A 16,609-nucleotide genomic window follows, 5' to 3' on the forward strand; every position below is an offset into this window, starting at 1 on the left:
TTATTGTCATGTCAACCTGCCGCAGGCCCGTACCGTACGAGACTACACTGCTCGTGCGTGATACGTGTCTCTGTCTGCAGGTTCAAAGGGCGGCCAGGGCGCTCGCCCGTCGCTTTGACGAAGCATTTCGTCCCCTGAAGCTTACCAACGGTCAATTTTCTCTCCTTATGTCGCTGAATCGCCCGGAGCCGCCTCCACTATCCTCGGTCGCCCGGCTGCTGGCCATGGATCGCACTACGTTGACTGCGGCGCTGAAGCCGCTCGAACGCAGAGGGTTAGTCGAGTCGCGGTCTGACAAGAACGATCGCCGAAGCCGCCTGCTCGTGCTCACCGAGGAAGGGCAGTTGCTGCTGGCCCAGGCCATGCCTATCTGGATCGAGCAGCATGCCGCGCTCGAAAAAAGCCTGCCCGAGCAGACCTCGGCTCCTCTTCATCTGGGGTTGGCGGCTTTGGCGTGAGTGCTGCCATTCCCAACGACGCGAGGAGTGACAACTGGGCGATGATGGCGGCTAACCACATTCCTGTCAGAAGGGCAGGCCACGAAACAAAGGCCGCGAAGCGGCGGCTGCCTGCACGGCGAGTGCCTGATATACTTAGTTGTTGCGGCGGTTGCTCTTAAGCATCCTTGTTTCCCAGCACTTCGCCGTAAGACTCACGAGATTCGACTTCCGAGGTCCTGTATGTCCGGCCATTCTAAATGGGCGACAATTAAGCACAAGAAGGGCGCACTCGACGCCAAGCGCGGCAAGATCTTCACCCGCCTCATTAAGGAAATCACCATCGCTGCCCGCCAGGGAGGCGGCGACCCCGACGGCAATCCCCGCCTGCGAACTGCTATCGCTGCGGCCAAGGCTGAGAACATGCCGGCCGACAACATCAAGCGCGGCATTCAGCGCGGTACCGGTGAGCTGCCCGGCGCGGTCTATGAAGAAATCTCTTTCGAAGGTTACGGACCCGGCGGCGTTGCGATCATTGTCGATTGCACCACGGACAATCGCAATCGCGCTGTCAGCGAAATCCGTCATGCCTTCACCAAGAACGGCGGCAACCTCGGTGAGCCGAACTCGGTCCGCTTCATGTTCACCAAGAAGGGCATCATCGCGATCGCCAAGGACGCCGCCGATGAAGACAAGCTCATGGGCATTGTGCTCGAGGCCGGTGGCGAAGATCTGAACGACGAAGGCGAGAACTGGGAGATTACAACCGACCCTGCAAACTGGGAAGCGGTTTCCGAAGCAGTCAAGGCAGCCGGAATCGAGCCACTGCATTCGGAAGTGACCATGATCGCCTCCACCTACACCAAGCTTGAAGGTGCGGCGGCGAATCAGTGCCTGCGCCTGCTGGAAGTTCTCGAAGATCACGACGACGTGCAGAATGTTTATTCTAATTTCGACATGGATGCCGCACAGCTCGAAGAAGTAGCAGGCTGAGCGCTTCCATCAACGGTCACAAGGGCCGCCGTCGAGGCGGCCTTTCTTTTCTGGAGAAGAGTACTACCCCGAATGCATAGCCCGATGAGTAAGCGATTCCTCTCTTTCCTCGCCCTCGTACTGGCCTTCGTGCCTTTCAGCCTTCATGCCCAAACGAAACCCGCGGACGACCCGGCCCCGGCAAAGACCGAGCTCGCACGTGATCCGTGGGAGATCGGAGCGTTCTTCCAGGGGGGACTCGGCGAAGGCGACCGCGACAACTTCACCTTCACCTCTGCCGGTGTACGTGTCGGCAAGGTCATCACCGACCCGCACCTGGGCAGCATCTTCCGCGGCCAGTTCGAATACGCGGGCGAGCTCATGCCCTACTGGCAGTCGTTCACGCCGGATCCGCATTACGCCCAGACCAAGATTTACAGCCAGAGCGGTCAGTATCTCGGTACGGAAAACCTTCCGTACGGCGGTGGCACCTATACCGGTGTCAGCATCACGCCCATCATCCTGCGCTGGAACTTCGTGCCTGCACGCCGCTTCGCGCCTTATATCCAGGGCGCTGGCGGGTTGATTTACACCACGCACAAGTATCCGCCGGATATCCTTGTCGATCATGGTCAGCCGGGCGGCACGAGTGTCTTTAACTTCACGCCGCAGTTCGGCCTCGGTTTCCACTACTTCGTGAAGCCGCATCGCTCGGTCGACTTCTCTGCAAATGCGATCCACATCTCGAGCGCTTCGCTCGGAGACCGCAACCCCGGCGTCAATGCCAGCGTGCAGTTCCAGGTCGGCTACACCTGGTGGAAGTAGGAAAAAGCAGGGGATAGGAAATCGGAATCAGGGATTAGAAAGTTATTCGGCATGACAAGCCTTTTGATCCCTGGTTTCTAATCACTACCCTTGCGCCCATTCCTGCCCCTTGCTTTCTCCAAAATTCTGGCCTAAGAAATACAAACGGATTACAGTAACTCAGCCCTGAGCTCTGTGCTCTGAGCCCTGAAAAATGCTGATCGAATGCGTTCCAAACTTCTCCGAAGGCCGTGACCCCGCCGTAGTCGAGGCGATCGTCGCCGCCATGGCGGTCGACGGAGTATCCCTGCTCGACTTTTCGCGGGACCCAGACCACAACCGCTCGGTCGTCACCATCGCCGGGTCGCCTGCTGCCGTGATCGAGTCCGCTGTGCGCGGAGCCTGCAAAGCCTCGGAGCTGATAGACCTCACTTCGCAGCAAGGGGTCCATCCACGCATCGGCGCGGCGGATGTCATTCCTTTCGTTCCCGTGAAAGACATCTCCCTTGAGCAGTGCGTCCTCTTCGCCCGGCAGGCCGGGCAGATGATCTGGGAAAGCTGCGGCATTCCGGTGTATTTCTATGAAGCGGCCGCTGCCCGTCCGGACAGGGCCCTGCTCGAAGAGGTGCGCCGCGGCCAGTTCGAGGGTTTGCGAGATGCGGTACGCCGCGAGGTCGCCCGCCGTCCGGACGTGGGTGGCCCTTCGCTTCACCCCACTGCCGGGGCCTGCGCCGTGGGTGCCCGCCGCTTCCTGATTGCCTGGAATCTCTACCTGGACACCTCCGACGTGGCGACCGCTCGTGCCATTGCCCGCGAAATCCGCGCATCCGGCGGTGGCCTGAGCGGCGTAAAGGCTATGGGAGTACTTGCCCATGGAGAGGCCCAGATTTCCATGAACATCACCGACTACCGCCAGACCCCGCTCAGCACCGTTTATGCCGCTATTGCCGAGAAAGCGGCGCGATTTAAGGTCTCGATCGTGCGCGGGGAGCTGATCGGGCTCATTCCCGAGGAAGCGGCTGAGCAGGAAAGCGAGTGGCTGCGTCTATTCCATGAATTCGACCCGGAAGAGAAGATCCTGGAGCGCAAGCTCCGGTCGCCTTTGAGCTGGCCGGTGCCAGCACATTCCGGTTCGCGTCTAAAATAGAAATTGCACAGCCCAAGAGGCAAAGGACCCTGGGGTCCGGAGGCAATAAATTGATGAAGTTCGCAAAACAGATTACCTGCCTGGCAGCCGCGGCACTTTGCATGGTCGCTCCCCTGGCCCATGCAGCGCAGCTTGATACCGACGCCCGTACCGTTATTCCGATCGACGTACAGCAGATTATCGTTGTCGATTATCGCGCCATGCAGAACTCGCCGGCCGCCATGGACCTGAAGGCCCGCGTGCTGCCGCCCGAGATCAAGCAGCTTGAACAAGCCCTTAGAGTCTCCGGCTTCAATGAAAATCATGACGTCGACTCACTCGCCTTTGCGGCTTACCGGCATGGGCAGGGTGACGACACCCGCGTGATCGGCGTGGCGCAGGGACAGTTTTCCGTGACGGATATCGTGGCCGCCATGAAGAAAAAGAAGGTGAAGGTCACGAACTACCGCACCAATCAGCTCTATCCGATGGGTGCGAGCGGTATGATGGTCGTCTTTCTCAACCCCACGACCATGGTCTTCGGGTCGCTTGAGTCTCTCAAGCCCGCGCTGGACGCCCGCGACGGTTTACAGCAGAACCTGACTGCGAATTCCGACCTGCTGCAGCAGATGGGAGCGGTCGATGGCCAGCCCCTGTGGAGCATTCTCGACCAGAAGGGCACCGAGTACATGATGAAGGGCCTGCTCGGCCAGGCTTCCCAGCTTGCCGATTATGGATCGGTCAAGAAGCGTCTGCTCGGTTCGCGCTACACCATGAACTTCCAGAACGGCGTAAAGTTCTCGCTCGATGTCATGACGCCCGACGTGTTCACCGCCGCCACAATGTCGTCGCTGCTGAATGCCGCCGCCATGTACAAGAAGGTCAGCGGATCGGATGACGAGAAGGCGGCCATCGACGAGACCTCGATCGACTCCAGCGGCGGAACTCTCGAAGTACGCTTCGCCGCCAGCGACAGCCAGTTCTCGAGCCTGCTGCAGTCGTCGCTCTTCCAGACAGTAGTGTCCAAGTAACAGAAAACAGGGATCAGGAATCGGCTGGTGCGCCAATCCCTGATCCCTGTTTTCTGAATCCTAGTTTTTAAGCATGTCCGCAAACGCGAGCCACGGATGCATCTGCGCCAGCGGAATCCTCACCGCCACGGCACCGACAATGACAGCTGTGCCCAACAGCGTCATCCAATGAATCTTCCGTAGCGTGAATCCGTCGTAGATCATCATGATGACGAGCATCGAGGCCCATACCGCGGTCGCTACCGGAATTCCGTGTGCGATTCCCACCCGGCCCAGCGGTGCGTCCATGATCATGATGTTCGCAATCAGGATCGCTCGCTTATGGGCTGCTGCCTTGCGACGCAGCGCGTAACCGAGCGCGACGAAAAGCGTAAAGATCACGACGTCTGAAAAGGGAATCACGAAGAAGACGCGAGGGTCCGGCGGAAAGCCAGGCGGTACCATCCCTCTCTTCATCGATTGAATCGCGGTGCTCAGTCCCAGCGCGATCATCAGCCCGGCCAGCCCGAATCCCCACAGGCCAAGCTGCATGTGAATCCGGACCTTCCGCGCACTCACCAGTCCGATCTGCACCGTGAGCAGGATCATCCAGAGCGTGAAAACGACCGCATGGACGTGGACCAGGGTTGTGGGCAGCTTCGCTGTGACCATGCCGGCGCCGAAGTAGCTTTTGTAAAAGCCGATCCAGACTGTGGCGAGCATGTATAGGCACATCACCGGATAGAAGGTTCTATCCGGTGATGCAGGACGGAGAGCTTTGACGGCTGTTGCCACTACCTGAACCTCCGGAAATTGCACAAGGATAAGCGGGGGAACAGCGTCACAAATCTAAATCAAACCCGTGGACGGGTCAGCTTTTTTTACACCGCAGGCGCCGAGCGCCTGCGCCGTCCACTGAGAAGATAGATCGCCGCACGCAGTTCGAGCAGCGGATCGTCCGAGGGCTCGATGCCTTCAACGCGCGGAATCGGATCGAAGATGATGTGCTGCGCCTGGTGCGGCCCATCTTCAAGAACCTTGTCGAGGGTGACCGTTCCAAGGGGATGCAGCGTCCGGGTCTCTGGCCAATGGATCGTGGCGTCATCTACTGTGTCGCCGTCCTCGGCCAGCTGGACGGAGATATCGAACTTTACCGGCGCGGACTTCAAGCGCTCTGCGATCTCGTCCATCAGGTAGTTCTCCGGCTTCGCCGCCTTGGCCGCGTCGTCGAGAAATTCGTTGCCGGCCTGCGGCAGAATGCGATAGCGCCCGAAGCGGCTCGCGCCATCGGCATTCGTGAACTTCATCGCGGTCACGCCGAAGTAGGTTTCGCGGGCGAAGCTGGTTGGCGCAGGCTTGGGTGTCTGCACGAAGGCCAGCGCCGCGGGGTGCGAGCCGAGGAATGCTTCGACCGGAGTTGGATGTTCTGTTGCGCCGTTCGACGCTGCGACCGCGCGCAGGAATTCCAGGAACTCTCCGCCAGTGTGCGTCGGGAAGCCGTCCGTAGAGTGGCTCACAATGTCGGTGTGCGTATGCTCAGCCAGCATGAAGCGAATTGCCATGCCACGAGGATCGGCGTTGCCGTCGGTGTCGGGAATCGTGGGCAGGCCGGTCGAGTTCGAGAAACGCACCAGGACAGGCGTCGACTCGCGAACGATGTGCGCAGCGCTGGTGAGCTTGGAGGCCTCCGGAGCGGGGGCAAAGGTTCCGGAGAGCATCACGCCTTTGGCGTGCGCAGGCCGGAAGCCGGGATGAAGGCCGAAGAGAGCGTCGAATTGATCCAGAAGATCTTTGCTGAGAGCCAGAAGCTTCTCATCCGTGGGTAGCGGCATCGTCGAGGTTCCTCACAAATCTGGGATGAGCCGATTCTAAACACTGAGATGTTGCCGTTTGTGGAAATCGAAAGCTGTCCATGTGCGGACACTGCGATCGCGATGTGGACGCCCGGCGAACCAGCGGACCGCCCGCTGCGTATCTGGATTCAGGCATTTAGTGGCCGAGGGTTTGGCACTCTACCTGCACGTCTATGTCTGACACGTTCCCGAAGGAGCACCGGCCATGTTGATCCTCTCCTCGTTCCGCACCGCAGTTCGTCACTTAAGAAAGGCCCCGGGCTTCAGCCTGCTTGCCATCGGAATGCTGGCCGTCGGCATCGGTGCGACCACCTCCATCTTCTCGATTGTTGAGGCGGTGCTATTGCGTCCGTTGCCTTTTGCAGACCCCGGCAGGCTTGTGGTGGTGGGTGAAAGAATCCTTGGCGACGGCGATGGTCTGGGCGGCCCGAGCGTTACCAGTCCGGAGATTGCCACCTACCTTCGGGACACGCATGCCTACAGCAGCCTTGGAGCTTACCGCACTACAAACTATGAGCTCGCGGGAAGCGGCGAGCCGGCGTTTATTTCCGGCACGCGGCTTTCTGGTGACATGTTCACGGTGCTGGGAGTGCAGCCGCTGCTTGGCCAGGTCTTCAACCGCCAGCAGGAGGAGCAGCATGCGCAACTGGCCGTGCTCAGCTACTCGACATGGATGAGTCGCTTTCATGGCGACAAGGCCGTACTCGGCCACAAGATCCTGCTTGACCGACAGCCTTACGAGATCACCGCAGTCATGCCTCGCGGCTTCGAGTTCCCGGTGGTTCCGGGTGAACCGAACCGCAGCGAACTATGGGTGCCGCTCAGCCTGCGGGCCGACGAGTTGAATGAGGTTGCGAAGGGCTCGTGGAACTACCACATGGTCGGGCGCCTGAAGCCCGGCATGACGATCCAGCAGGCGCAGGACGACACCAGCCGCGTCACCCGCGAGGTCGAAGCGGGCTTTCCAGCCTTCATGAACAGCATTCACATCAGGGCTTCGGTCACTGACCTGCACGATGACACCGTCGGCAGTGCGCGGCCTCTGCTGCGGACACTGCTGCTGGCGGTCGTCGTGGTCCTCTTGATCGTGTGCGCCAACCTCGCCGGTCTGCTGCTGGTCCGCGCCATCCGCCGCCGCCGCGAAGTCGCTGTTCGGCTCGCGCTCGGCGCAGATTCGGCAACCGTGATCGGGCAGACGCTGGCCGAAAGCCTCGTGCTCAGCGTGACCGGGGGGCTCCTGGGGCTGTGCCTGGCGACGGGCCTGCTCAGCGGTGGCGTGAAGCTGCTGCCCGACTCGCTGCCGCGCCTGAGCGAAGTCGGGCTCAATTGGCCGGTCGTCGGCTGCGCCCTTGTTCTATGCATTCTCACCGGAATACTTTGCGGACTCGCCCCGGCATTCGCTGCCATTCGCACCAGCGTGAACGAGACGCTGAAAGAGGGTGGCCGTACCGGCAGCGCCGGAGGCGGGCATGCGCGGCTGCGCTCGACACTGGTCATTGGCGAGATCGCTGTCGCACTGGTGCTGCTTGCTGCCTCGGGCCTGCTGCTGCGCAGCTTTCAGAAGATGCGCGAAGTCAACCTCGGCTTCGAGCCCGATCACGTACTGACCGCAGGATTCACACTGCCGGCACGGCAATACAAAACCCAGGTACAGATCAATGCCTTCCAGCGCGAACTGCTCGACCGGCTGCGCCAGCTTCCCGGCGTGACGAATGCATCTGTCGCATCCATGCTGCCCGCGGACGACATGCAGGCGAACAACAGCTTCCAGGCCGAGGGCTACGTCAATCCTGCCGGCACCATGAACCTGGTATGGCCCACGGAGGTCAAAGGCGACTACCTGCGTGCCATGCATATCCACCTGCTGCGCGGACGCCTTCTGAACGAAGCCGACAAAGCCGACTCGCAGCTTGTAATCCTGGTTAACCGCAAACTCGCCGAACATTACTGGCCCGGTCAGGACCCCATCGGCAGGCGTATTCACTGGGGACTGCCGGAATCGAAGCTGCCGTGGCTGACAGTTGTTGGTGAGGTGGAGGACGTGAAGCAGTACGGAGCCGACAAAGATACCAGCTACCAGCTTTATCAGCCGATCGAGCAGCACGCGGCCTCGTTTGCACCCCTGTTTGCGCCTGAAATGTTCACGGACGAGTCAGGTTTCATCGTCCTCCGCAGCGCCATGCCACCTGAGCAACTGACGAATGCCCTTTATTCCACGGTCAGATCGCTCGATCCGCAACTGGCATTGTTTCAGGTGCAGCCGATGGAGAAAACCGTCTCCGAAGGCGAGGCCGCGCGCCGCTTCAACGTGGGTGTCATCTCGTCCTTTGCAGGGATCGCCGTCATACTCGCCGTGCTCGGTATATACAGCGTCATCGCTTTTTCGGTCGCGCTGCGCTCGCAGGAGATGGCCATTCGCATGGCTCTCGGTTCGCAGCGGCAGGGAATCGTAAAGCTGGTCGTAGGCTCGGGCGCGAAGCTGGCCGCTGTCGGCTGCGCCCTCGGTCTTGCCGGGGCGTTCGCCGCATCGAGCCTGCTGCGCAGCCTGCTCTTCGGCGTCAGCGCCTACGATCCGCTGGTGCTCGCTGGCTCGGCGGCGGCGGTGCTGCTGCTTGCGCTGATCGCTTCGGCGCTGCCTGCCATGCGCGCGGCAGCGATTGAGCCGGTCGAGATCCTGAGAAGCGAATAGGTATGCACGGCGGAGCGGCGCTCCGCCGTGCATGGGATGCGATCTTGCTAGAGGCGCATCGAGAGCTCGAGGTCGCCTGTCAGCGGAATGGAGAGATATTTCCGCTGGTCCGCGCGAATGTGTTGCACATACTCAGGGCAGTGATGTGCATCGTCGGCAAGCAGCAGCGAGCCGGGCCGCAGACGGTCTTCGATGAGGCCGAGGATGTCCGCATAGAGCCCCTTGGCGCCGTCGAGCAGCACCAGATCGAGCGTGTCGGGCAGATCGCGCGAAAGCGTCTGCAACGCATCCCCTTCGCGTATCTCCACCAGGTCGAACAGCCTGGCTTCGGCCAGGTGATTGCGGGCGCGAATCACCTTCGACGGCTCGAACTCCGTGGTAATGATTCGTCCACCGCCGTTGTCGCGGAGAGCAGCGGCGAGGTAGATGGTCGACACGCCAAACGAGGTGCCGAACTCCAGAATGTGTCTCGCCCGAGTCGACCGCGCCAGCATGTAGAGCAGCAGCCCAGTCTCGCGCGAAACCGGGATCGGAATGTCTTTCAGCAGTCCGTAAAGTGTCTGGTATTCGGTCCTGCTGGTGAGGAGCCGCGATGCCTCGGATTGAGCTACGGCCTCCAGTGCAGGCATGCTCGCATCGGTTTCGTTCGACAGCCGTTCCAGCAACGCGGAGACATTCGGTGAATTAAGAGTGCTCATGGATTTCCTTCCTGAGTTGACGATGGAGACGTGAACTGCCGTTCATCCGGCACGAAGGCGCGTCGGGAAAGTTGAATCTGATCGCGGAATGGATGAGCGATAAGCCCGGCGGTTCCCGTGATGAAGACCTTCTTAGCCATCTGTTCGCACCTTCACGCAACTGGCTGCAAACCAGTTGACGGTTCAAAAGTGCGTTGGCTGACGGGAACGCTTACGGCTGCGGCAGGAAGCCAGCAGCAAGCTCAGTGTGTCGCGAACTCGCGTCTGCTGTCAACCTGCGGGCTGTTTCGATCTGGTGGCCGGCAGCGCATTCTCGAGGTACGACGCCAGCACTTTCTTGAACTCGTCCACGACGGCAGTTTTGGCGGTCTGGTCTGCGTCTTCGTACATCGCCATCATGCCCGTAACGATCTGGATGGTGACGTTCGCGATCAGCAGCGCCCGCTCCTGCGCCAGCTGCGGATGCTGCGCGAGGAACGCCTTCGCAATCGTAAGCCTCGAAGCCTTGCGAGCCGCCGGATCGCGCCGGAAGCGAACCGGAGCCGCGACCAGCTTCAGATAAGCAGGCCGTTCGCGCACAAACTCCGTAATGCGGTCGATGAAGAGGCCGGCAAACTCAGCATGGGTAAGCGCCCCGGCCTGCTCGATCAGGGGCTTCCAACGCGCCTCCAGTTCCTGAACGTACTGCTTCGCCAGCGTGAAGGCGAGGGACTGCTTGTCGGGGAAGTAGTTATAGAGCGCGCCGATCGAAGATCCGCTTAGTGCCGCAACTTCGGTCATGGTCAATCCCTCATAACCGGCCTCGGCGAAGAGCTTCCCCGCAACATCGAGAAAGCCGGCAAGGCGGCGCTCGGAACGCTCCTGGCGCGGGGCGGTTCGGACCATCTTTGACGAAATCGAGGACACCCTCATATTCTAAATACAGGAAATCGAGGATACCCTCGATTTCCTGATGATCTCCGCGGAGGTAGACGTTTTATGCCTGAAGAAGCAACCTCCAGCCGCTCCCCGGCCCTGGTGTGGAAGGTTGGAGCGGTAGCCGTTCTCGGCTCCTTGCTGGCGCAGATGGATGCGACTGTGGTCAACGTGTCCCTGTCGAGCCTGACGGTGAGCCTGCACAGCGATCTTTCCACGATTCAATGGGTCATCAGTGGCTACCTGCTGGCGCTGGCGCTTACGCTGCCACTCAATGGCTGGGCCGTAGAGCGCATCGGTTCAAAGGCTCTTTACCTGTGGTGTTTCTCCGCGTTCACCCTCTGTTCATGCCTCTGCGGATTAGCCTGGTCCGCGCCATCGCTGATCGCCTTTCGTGTTCTGCAAGGCATGAGCGGAGGCCTCATGGCCCCGCTGGCGCAGATGGTGATGGCGCGCGTGGCGGGGAAGAACATCGCCCGTGTTTTTGGCTATGTGGCCATGCCTGTGATGCTCGGTCCTATCCTGGGTCCGGTTCTCGCGGGCGCCATTCTGCAATACGCTTCGTGGCGCTGGATCTTCTTCATCAATCTACCGCTGGGATTGCTGGGACTCATACTGGCTGCGGCTTTTCTGCCGAGCGAAAGAGAGGCGGCGGGATCAAGACGTTTCGATCTTCCTGGATTTCTGCTCCTGTCTCCGGCTCTGGTTTTGTTCCTCTACGGTGCAGACCGGATCACGCAGGGTATTGGGCGTATGGCATTCGTCCTGTCGCTTTTTCTGCTGGCAGGTTTTTTCCTGGTGGCTATCCGTAAGAAGAGTCAGGCGATTGTCGATCTGCGGTTGTTCCGCAGCAAAGTCTTTTCCGTGGCGGCAACGGCCCAGTTCCTGCTTAACGGGCTTGCGTTTGCAGGACAGATGCTCATTCCCATTTACCTCATCCGCGCATGCGGCAAGTCTCCCGGCGCAACCGGATGGCTGCTCGCACCCCTCGGGATAGGAATGCTCTGCACCTTCCCCTGGATGGGGCCTCTCACGGAGCGGTTCGGCATTCGCAAACTTGCCGCCGCCGGAGCCATGACTGCCATGCTTGGCACCCTGCCTTTCGTTCTTATGGCCGGACACGGGCTGTCAATCGCGTTGCTCTTTTGTGCTCTTTTCCTGCGTGGGGTGGGCCTGACCCTGGTTGGAGTTCCTTCCATTTCGGGAGCGTATGCTTCCGTCAAAAAGGAAGAGCTCGCGACGGCAACGACTTCGATGAACATCGTTCAGCGGCTTGGGGGGCCTGCGTTTACCACCGCCTGTGCGACCTTTCTCGGTTGGAAGATGGCCTCCGTGGCTGTCCCCACGGCTTTCGTGGATGCCTTTTTACTGCTTTGCGGACTGCACGCCCTGCTCTTCGTGGCCACGCTCCAGCTTCCGTGGGCGGTTGAAGGGAAGCGCAGGTAAACGCAGGCACCCGCAGAAATCAGAAAAGGCTTTCCTGGCCATCGTGTACCGTCGCCGTCGCCCGTTTCTTCGGCGCTCCTCCGATCACGGCGACAACCTCCAATTCCTCCATGGACGAGCGGGGAATCCATATCCGCTGGGTATTCGACCGGGTATCGGGCGGGGTAAGGAAGAGTCCCTCGCCGGCTGCCACGCTAAGGTCGTTGGCAGCGATGCCCTCGATCTGTTCGCCGTCCTTCAGGCGCAGGCGAAGGAAGAGGCCCTCAACTCGGGGACGCCCCGCGAATGTCTTGCGCAGCAGCCGTTCAGGATTGGCAGGTTCGCCGGAGTTGAAGTCCCGCACAAAGCAGATCCATTTCATTCCGTCGATCGGCAGGGAGAGCACCTTACCGTCCAGGCCGAGCAGCTCGACGGTGATTCCGTCGACAAACCCATCCGGAGGAAGATAGCCCGCAATCCAGTCCCGCGAGAAATCTCGGATGATCGCTTTTTTTCGGCTGGACGACATGGATGTTTCGATTCTTATGGATTGTTGCACGAAGGACACACCGAAACGCAGCGGAAATTGTGCAAAGCGGTAGCCAACAGGTTTACCGTGTGTTACATTGTAGTTTCGCGTCGCTTGTCGATCGGCCCTTAAGTTATTGTATTGGAAGACTTTAGCCGTGATGGTCTGACCGGTTTTTGAGAAACTGAGCAAAACATGCCCGATTACGTTTACCTTTTGGAAAATCGCCTTTCATCTGCGCAGCAAAAAGTGCTGGTAAAGGTACGCGACGCAGCCCGTGATCTTGGCGTCACCGTTTTTCTGACCGGGGGAGCAGTCCGCGATCTGACGACCGGCTTTCCGGTTCGCGACCTTGATATCTCGGTTTATGGAAACGCTCTCAAGCTTAAGAAATCATTGGAGAAAGCTGGCGGCATTCTCTGGGGCGAGCATGAGCCTTCCCGCACCCTGTACTTCTGGATAGACGGCGTTCGCGTAGAAATCTCGTCCTCCCGCAGCGAGGAATATCCCAAGCCGGGCAAGCCGGTTTACCACTGGGCGCCGATCCTGGACGACCTGCGCCGCCGCGACTTTACCGTCAACGCCATGGCGATCTCGTTGAACGAGGGCTCCTATGGCCTGCTGCTCGACCCGATGAACGGCATTGCCGATCTCGAAAGCCGTACGCTGCGCCTGGTGAGCAATTACGGGTTCCTCGAAGAACCCTCGCGTATGCTCCGCGCTATCCGCCTGCAATCGCGGCTCGGCTTTGAGATGGACGAGCGCACGAGGCAGCGCTATGAAAATGCCAAGGAAGAGGGAGTGATCAGCTCGATTTCGCCCTACCTGGCCGGTTACGAAATCGAAGAGATTTTGCACGAAGACGATGGCCTGAAGGCGTTAAGGGCTCTGGAAACCGAAGGATGGCTCAAGCATCTTGCCCCGGCATGGACGAGCGCAAAGGCCGACGTTCACGCCGTCGAAGCTCTTCAGCAGGCTGTCCTGCCGCTCTTGATCCAGGGCATTCATCCCGATCTCTCCGCCGCGCAGGCCGAGCTGCTTACCGCCAAGCTGCAGCCCAAGGACCTGGCCGCGCTCAAGAAGATGTTCCCGCGCCAAGGGTTTGTCGCCCAGTGGGAGAACCTGGAAGAGTCGGCGAAGGAGTTTCAGAAGGTTCTGCTCGACAAGGCGAACGCTGCACCGTCCGCTACCTGGAGGCTGCTCACTTCTTACGCGCCGGAACCGGTGGCATGGCTCGCCTACACCAGCAAGACCGCCGCAGTGCAGACAAAGTTCAAGAACTTCCTGACCGTGTGGCCGGAGTTCCGGCAGAAGATTCCGACCGCGTTGATGCTCGAAATGCGCATCGTGCCCGAGCTGCCCGGCTACCAGGACCTCGTGCAGGAGATTTTCTTCCAGCTCATCGACGGCAAGCTCACCACCGAGGAAGAGATGCGGGCATTTCTCGAGCCGCACTCGCCTCCCGCTCCTCCTCCGCCCGTCAGCATCAAGCGCACGCGCGGAAAGAAGGCTGCTGCGCGCGTCAAGGACGATGACGAGGATATGGACGACGAAGACTTCCCGCGTCGTGGCCGTGGCGGTGAAGACGATGAAGACGGCGACCTCGACATGGATTCCGATGACGATCTCGATTCCGATGACGACGAGGAAGACCGCGACGAGTCCGACGTTGAGATTCCTCCGGCGCCAAAGCCGGCGAAGAAAGCTGCGAAGGCGGCTCCAGCTCCTGCCCCTGCCGAGACCAAGGCTCCGGCACCGGCTGCTGCAGCGAAAAAGGCTGAAGCTCCCGCTCCGGTGAAGGCGAAGGAAGCACCGGCTCCGGCGGCGAAAAAAGCGGTTGCACCGGTTAAGACTGTCGCGAAGAAGGCTCCCGCAGCGCCAGCCAAGAAGGCTCCGGCTGCTCCGGCAAAGAAAGCTGCCAAGCCTGCATCCAAGCCAGCCGCCAAGGTGACCAAGCCTGCCAAACCAGCAAAGGTTGAGAAGAAGCCGGTGAAGAAGCCTGCTCCGAAGCCAATTGCGAACGTCAAGAAAAAGCCGGTTGCGAAGCCGGTCAAGAAAAAGCGCTAAAGATCAATCAGACCACCGGGGCCGCGAATCCAATTCGCGGCCTTACTGTCTCTGGCAATGTAGTATCGTCTCTACATTCACCGGAGATAGACCTCATGCCAGCCTGGCTTTCGCGCGCCGCCGCCGTCCTTTTAGTTTCCGCCGCCACCCTGTGCGCGGCTCAGAAAGCTAGTCCCAAGAGCGAGCATGATCCGCGCCTCGACGGAGCCTATCGCTTCGAGCGCGGCGGATGGACCTACGTTCACCTGCAGGGCTCGCCCGAACACATCGGTTATCAGCATGGCTACCTGCTTTCGGCAGAGATCGAAGACACCTATCGCGTCCTGAAGCTCGAGGCTGAGCACAGCACGCAGCGCAAGTGGAGCTTCTACCGCGACGCCGGGCGCACCATTTTGTGGCCGCACATCGATGCCGAATATCAGCAGGAGTTGAAAGGCATCGCCGCCGGGGTCGCCGCGCACGGCGGTAATCTCGATCTGTGGGACATTGTTGCCATGAACGGCAACATCGAGCTGACGGAATACTACGTGCCTTGGCTCGACAAGCAGGAACATGCCGATGGACTGCGCCCCGACGACGGGCCGGAAATCAAGGCACCGGGTAACTGCAGCGCATTTATCGCGACCGGCAGCTATACCAGGGACGGAAAGATCGTCATCGCGCATAACAACTGGTCGTCATACGCCGACGGCGAACGCTGGACGGTCATCTTCGATATTCAACCTGAACACGGGCACCGTATCCTGATGGATGGCCTGCCCTCGCTCATCACCAGCCAGGACGACTTCGCCGTAAACGATGCGGGCATCATGGCGACCGAGACGACGATCACGCAGTTCATCGGCTGGGACTCGAAAGGCATTCCGGAATTCGTTCGCTCGCGCCGCGCGTTGCAGTACTCCGACTCGATCGATGGCTACATCGCCACCATGCTAAAGGGCAACAATGGCGGTTACGCCAATGACTGGCTTATCGGCGACCGTAAGACGGGAGAGATAGCGTATCTCGAGCTGGGCCTGAAGCATACGCCGGTCTGGCGCAAGAAGGATGGCTATTTCGTCAGCTCCAATTTCGCGCGCGATCCTGCGCTGATCCGTGATGAAACCGATGGCTTCGACATTAAGGACATGGGCAGCTCACCCAATGCGCGCCGCGTGACCTGGGAGAGCAGAATGGCGCAGAACAAAGGCAGGATCGACGTGGAGATGGCGGAGAAGTTTCTGGCCGATCACGAAGACAGCTTTCTGCACGAGAAGCATGCCGACCAGCGCTCGCTTTGCGGACACGTCGACGCGGCAAAAGAGGGAGTCCCGGAGTGGGACTGGGCACCTTACTATCCTGGGGGAGCCGTGCAGGGCAAGGCCGCGGACAGTGACATGGCTGGAAAGATGAGTTTCGTCGCCCGCGCCGGACATCCCTGCGGCGAAGACTTTATCGCGAAGCCGTTTCTCGCCGCGCATCCAGAGTACTCATGGCAAAAGCCGATTCTGAAGGACATGAAAGCCGGTCCATGGACTGTCTTTAAGGCTGGCGAAACCGCAGGCCGGTGAGGCTCACGCCACGCCCTGCCAATATGCTTATGTGTCTGCTACCGCCAGCGCGGCATCGAGTAGGGACTGCGCGATCCGCGGACCAGCGCGCGAATGGCCCAGACGAGCAGGGCAAGAAGCGCGAGCGGAATCAGCGCAAGTACGACTGGAAGCTCGACCGCCTCTCCGCCAATCTGGCCGGAGCGATAGCGAAGCTGGCCAAGCACGGCCACGCTGTCTCCGCCGACATGAGCGTCTTCGCCCAACCTCAGGCTCCCGAGAATCGATACGGCGTCTCCTGAGATCTGTCCGTTGGAGTGAACGCTGCCCAGAATGGTTACGGCATCGGAGCGGATTTCCCCATCGTTTCGAATGGAACAGAACAGGCAAACTGCATCGTCGGCCTGTTCGCCTTCACCGATGGTGATGTCGTGAAAATATGACACGCGATCCGCCTCGGCATGTGCGTGGGGCGCAACGGCGAACAGCGCGAGAACGGCAACGAAGGCAAGAATGCGGTGCACGGTCAACTCCTGGAATCCGGTACGCATTGGA

General features: G+C 60.2%; 15 protein-coding genes. 9 read left to right on the forward strand and 6 right to left on the reverse strand.

All coding sequences use genetic code 11. From position 1 onward, the window contains the following. Window positions 1-8: 8 nt before the first annotated feature. From LJD29_RS18150 to LJD29_RS18170, 5 genes are all read left to right on the forward strand, one after another. On the forward strand, window positions 9-458 hold the full coding sequence (locus LJD29_RS18150) for a MarR family winged helix-turn-helix transcriptional regulator (protein ID WP_446742981.1): 450 nt from the start codon (window positions 9-11) through the stop codon (window positions 456-458). A 222-nt stretch (window positions 459-680) separates the two neighbouring features. Next, window positions 681-1,430 carry a YebC/PmpR family DNA-binding transcriptional regulator gene (locus tag LJD29_RS18155; protein ID WP_446742982.1) on the forward strand — a complete coding sequence of 250 codons (750 nt, stop codon included), beginning with the start codon at window positions 681-683 and terminating at the stop codon, window positions 1,428-1,430. A gap of 84 nt (window positions 1,431-1,514) precedes the next feature. Next, entirely contained in the window at window positions 1,515-2,234 is a 720-nt protein-coding gene (locus tag LJD29_RS18160; RefSeq protein ID WP_446742983.1) for an acyloxyacyl hydrolase, read from the forward strand. Between the two features lie 193 nt (window positions 2,235-2,427). Continuing rightward, on the forward strand, window positions 2,428-3,360 hold the full coding sequence (gene ftcD, locus LJD29_RS18165) for a glutamate formimidoyltransferase (protein WP_446742984.1): 933 nt from the start codon (window positions 2,428-2,430) through the stop codon (window positions 3,358-3,360). Window positions 3,361-3,413: 53 nt separating this feature from the next. Continuing rightward, complete coding sequence (locus tag LJD29_RS18170) at window positions 3,414-4,370, forward strand: hypothetical protein (RefSeq protein ID WP_446742985.1); 957 nt, start codon at window positions 3,414-3,416, stop codon at window positions 4,368-4,370. Window positions 4,371-4,430: 60 nt separating this feature from the next. Here LJD29_RS18170 and LJD29_RS18175 read toward each other — a convergent pair whose 3' ends face one another. After that, entirely contained in the window at window positions 4,431-5,144 is a 714-nt protein-coding gene (locus tag LJD29_RS18175) for a hypothetical protein (protein WP_446742986.1), read from the reverse strand. Between the two features lie 86 nt (window positions 5,145-5,230). Then, window positions 5,231-6,181 carry a catalase family peroxidase gene (locus tag LJD29_RS18180; protein ID WP_446742987.1) on the reverse strand — a complete coding sequence of 317 codons (951 nt, stop codon included), beginning with the start codon at window positions 6,179-6,181 and terminating at the stop codon, window positions 5,231-5,233. Between the two features lie 226 nt (window positions 6,182-6,407). On the opposite strand from LJD29_RS18180, the gene LJD29_RS18185 reads away from it, so the two are divergent. Further along, window positions 6,408-8,891 (forward strand): ABC transporter permease, encoded by a 2,484-nt coding sequence (locus LJD29_RS18185; protein WP_446742988.1) that lies wholly within the window; start codon window positions 6,408-6,410, stop codon window positions 8,889-8,891. 47 nt (window positions 8,892-8,938) lie between these two features. Here the strand turns inward: LJD29_RS18185 and LJD29_RS18190 are convergent, their stop codons facing one another. Both LJD29_RS18190 and LJD29_RS18195 read right to left on the reverse strand, forming a co-directional pair. Then, the gene (locus tag LJD29_RS18190; protein ID WP_446742989.1) at window positions 8,939-9,589 is read right to left on the reverse strand and encodes an O-methyltransferase; all 651 of its coding nucleotides are present in this window, start codon (window positions 9,587-9,589) and stop codon (window positions 8,939-8,941) included. A gap of 270 nt (window positions 9,590-9,859) precedes the next feature. Beyond that, entirely contained in the window at window positions 9,860-10,474 is a 615-nt protein-coding gene (locus tag LJD29_RS18195; protein ID WP_446742990.1) for a TetR/AcrR family transcriptional regulator, read from the reverse strand. Window positions 10,475-10,567: 93 nt separating this feature from the next. Between LJD29_RS18195 and LJD29_RS18200 the strand changes: the two genes are divergently transcribed. Beyond that, a complete protein-coding gene (locus LJD29_RS18200; protein WP_446742991.1) occupies window positions 10,568-11,950 on the forward strand; it encodes a DHA2 family efflux MFS transporter permease subunit in 1,383 nt (460 codons plus the stop codon). 19 nt (window positions 11,951-11,969) lie between these two features. Here the strand turns inward: LJD29_RS18200 and LJD29_RS18205 are convergent, their stop codons facing one another. Beyond that, on the reverse strand, window positions 11,970-12,458 hold the full coding sequence (locus LJD29_RS18205; protein WP_446742992.1) for a DUF6982 domain-containing protein: 489 nt from the start codon (window positions 12,456-12,458) through the stop codon (window positions 11,970-11,972). Window positions 12,459-12,653: 195 nt separating this feature from the next. Between LJD29_RS18205 and LJD29_RS18210 the strand changes: the two genes are divergently transcribed. Together LJD29_RS18210 and LJD29_RS18215 are read left to right on the forward strand one after the other, a co-directional pair. After that, window positions 12,654-14,525, forward strand: coding sequence for a tRNA nucleotidyltransferase/poly(A) polymerase family protein (locus LJD29_RS18210; protein WP_446742993.1), 1,872 nt, complete (start codon window positions 12,654-12,656; stop codon window positions 14,523-14,525). A gap of 95 nt (window positions 14,526-14,620) precedes the next feature. Further along, window positions 14,621-16,075 (forward strand): C45 family autoproteolytic acyltransferase/hydrolase, encoded by a 1,455-nt coding sequence (locus tag LJD29_RS18215; protein ID WP_446742994.1) that lies wholly within the window; start codon window positions 14,621-14,623, stop codon window positions 16,073-16,075. Window positions 16,076-16,113: 38 nt separating this feature from the next. On the opposite strand, the gene LJD29_RS18220 is transcribed toward LJD29_RS18215, so the two are convergent. Next, the gene (locus LJD29_RS18220) at window positions 16,114-16,605 is read right to left on the reverse strand and encodes a hypothetical protein (RefSeq protein WP_446742995.1); all 492 of its coding nucleotides are present in this window, start codon (window positions 16,603-16,605) and stop codon (window positions 16,114-16,116) included. Window positions 16,606-16,609 lie beyond the last annotated feature (4 nt).

This window comes from Silvibacterium acidisoli (assembly GCA_022870745.1).
Taxonomy (GTDB): Bacteria; Acidobacteriota; Terriglobia; order Terriglobales; family Acidobacteriaceae; genus Silvibacterium.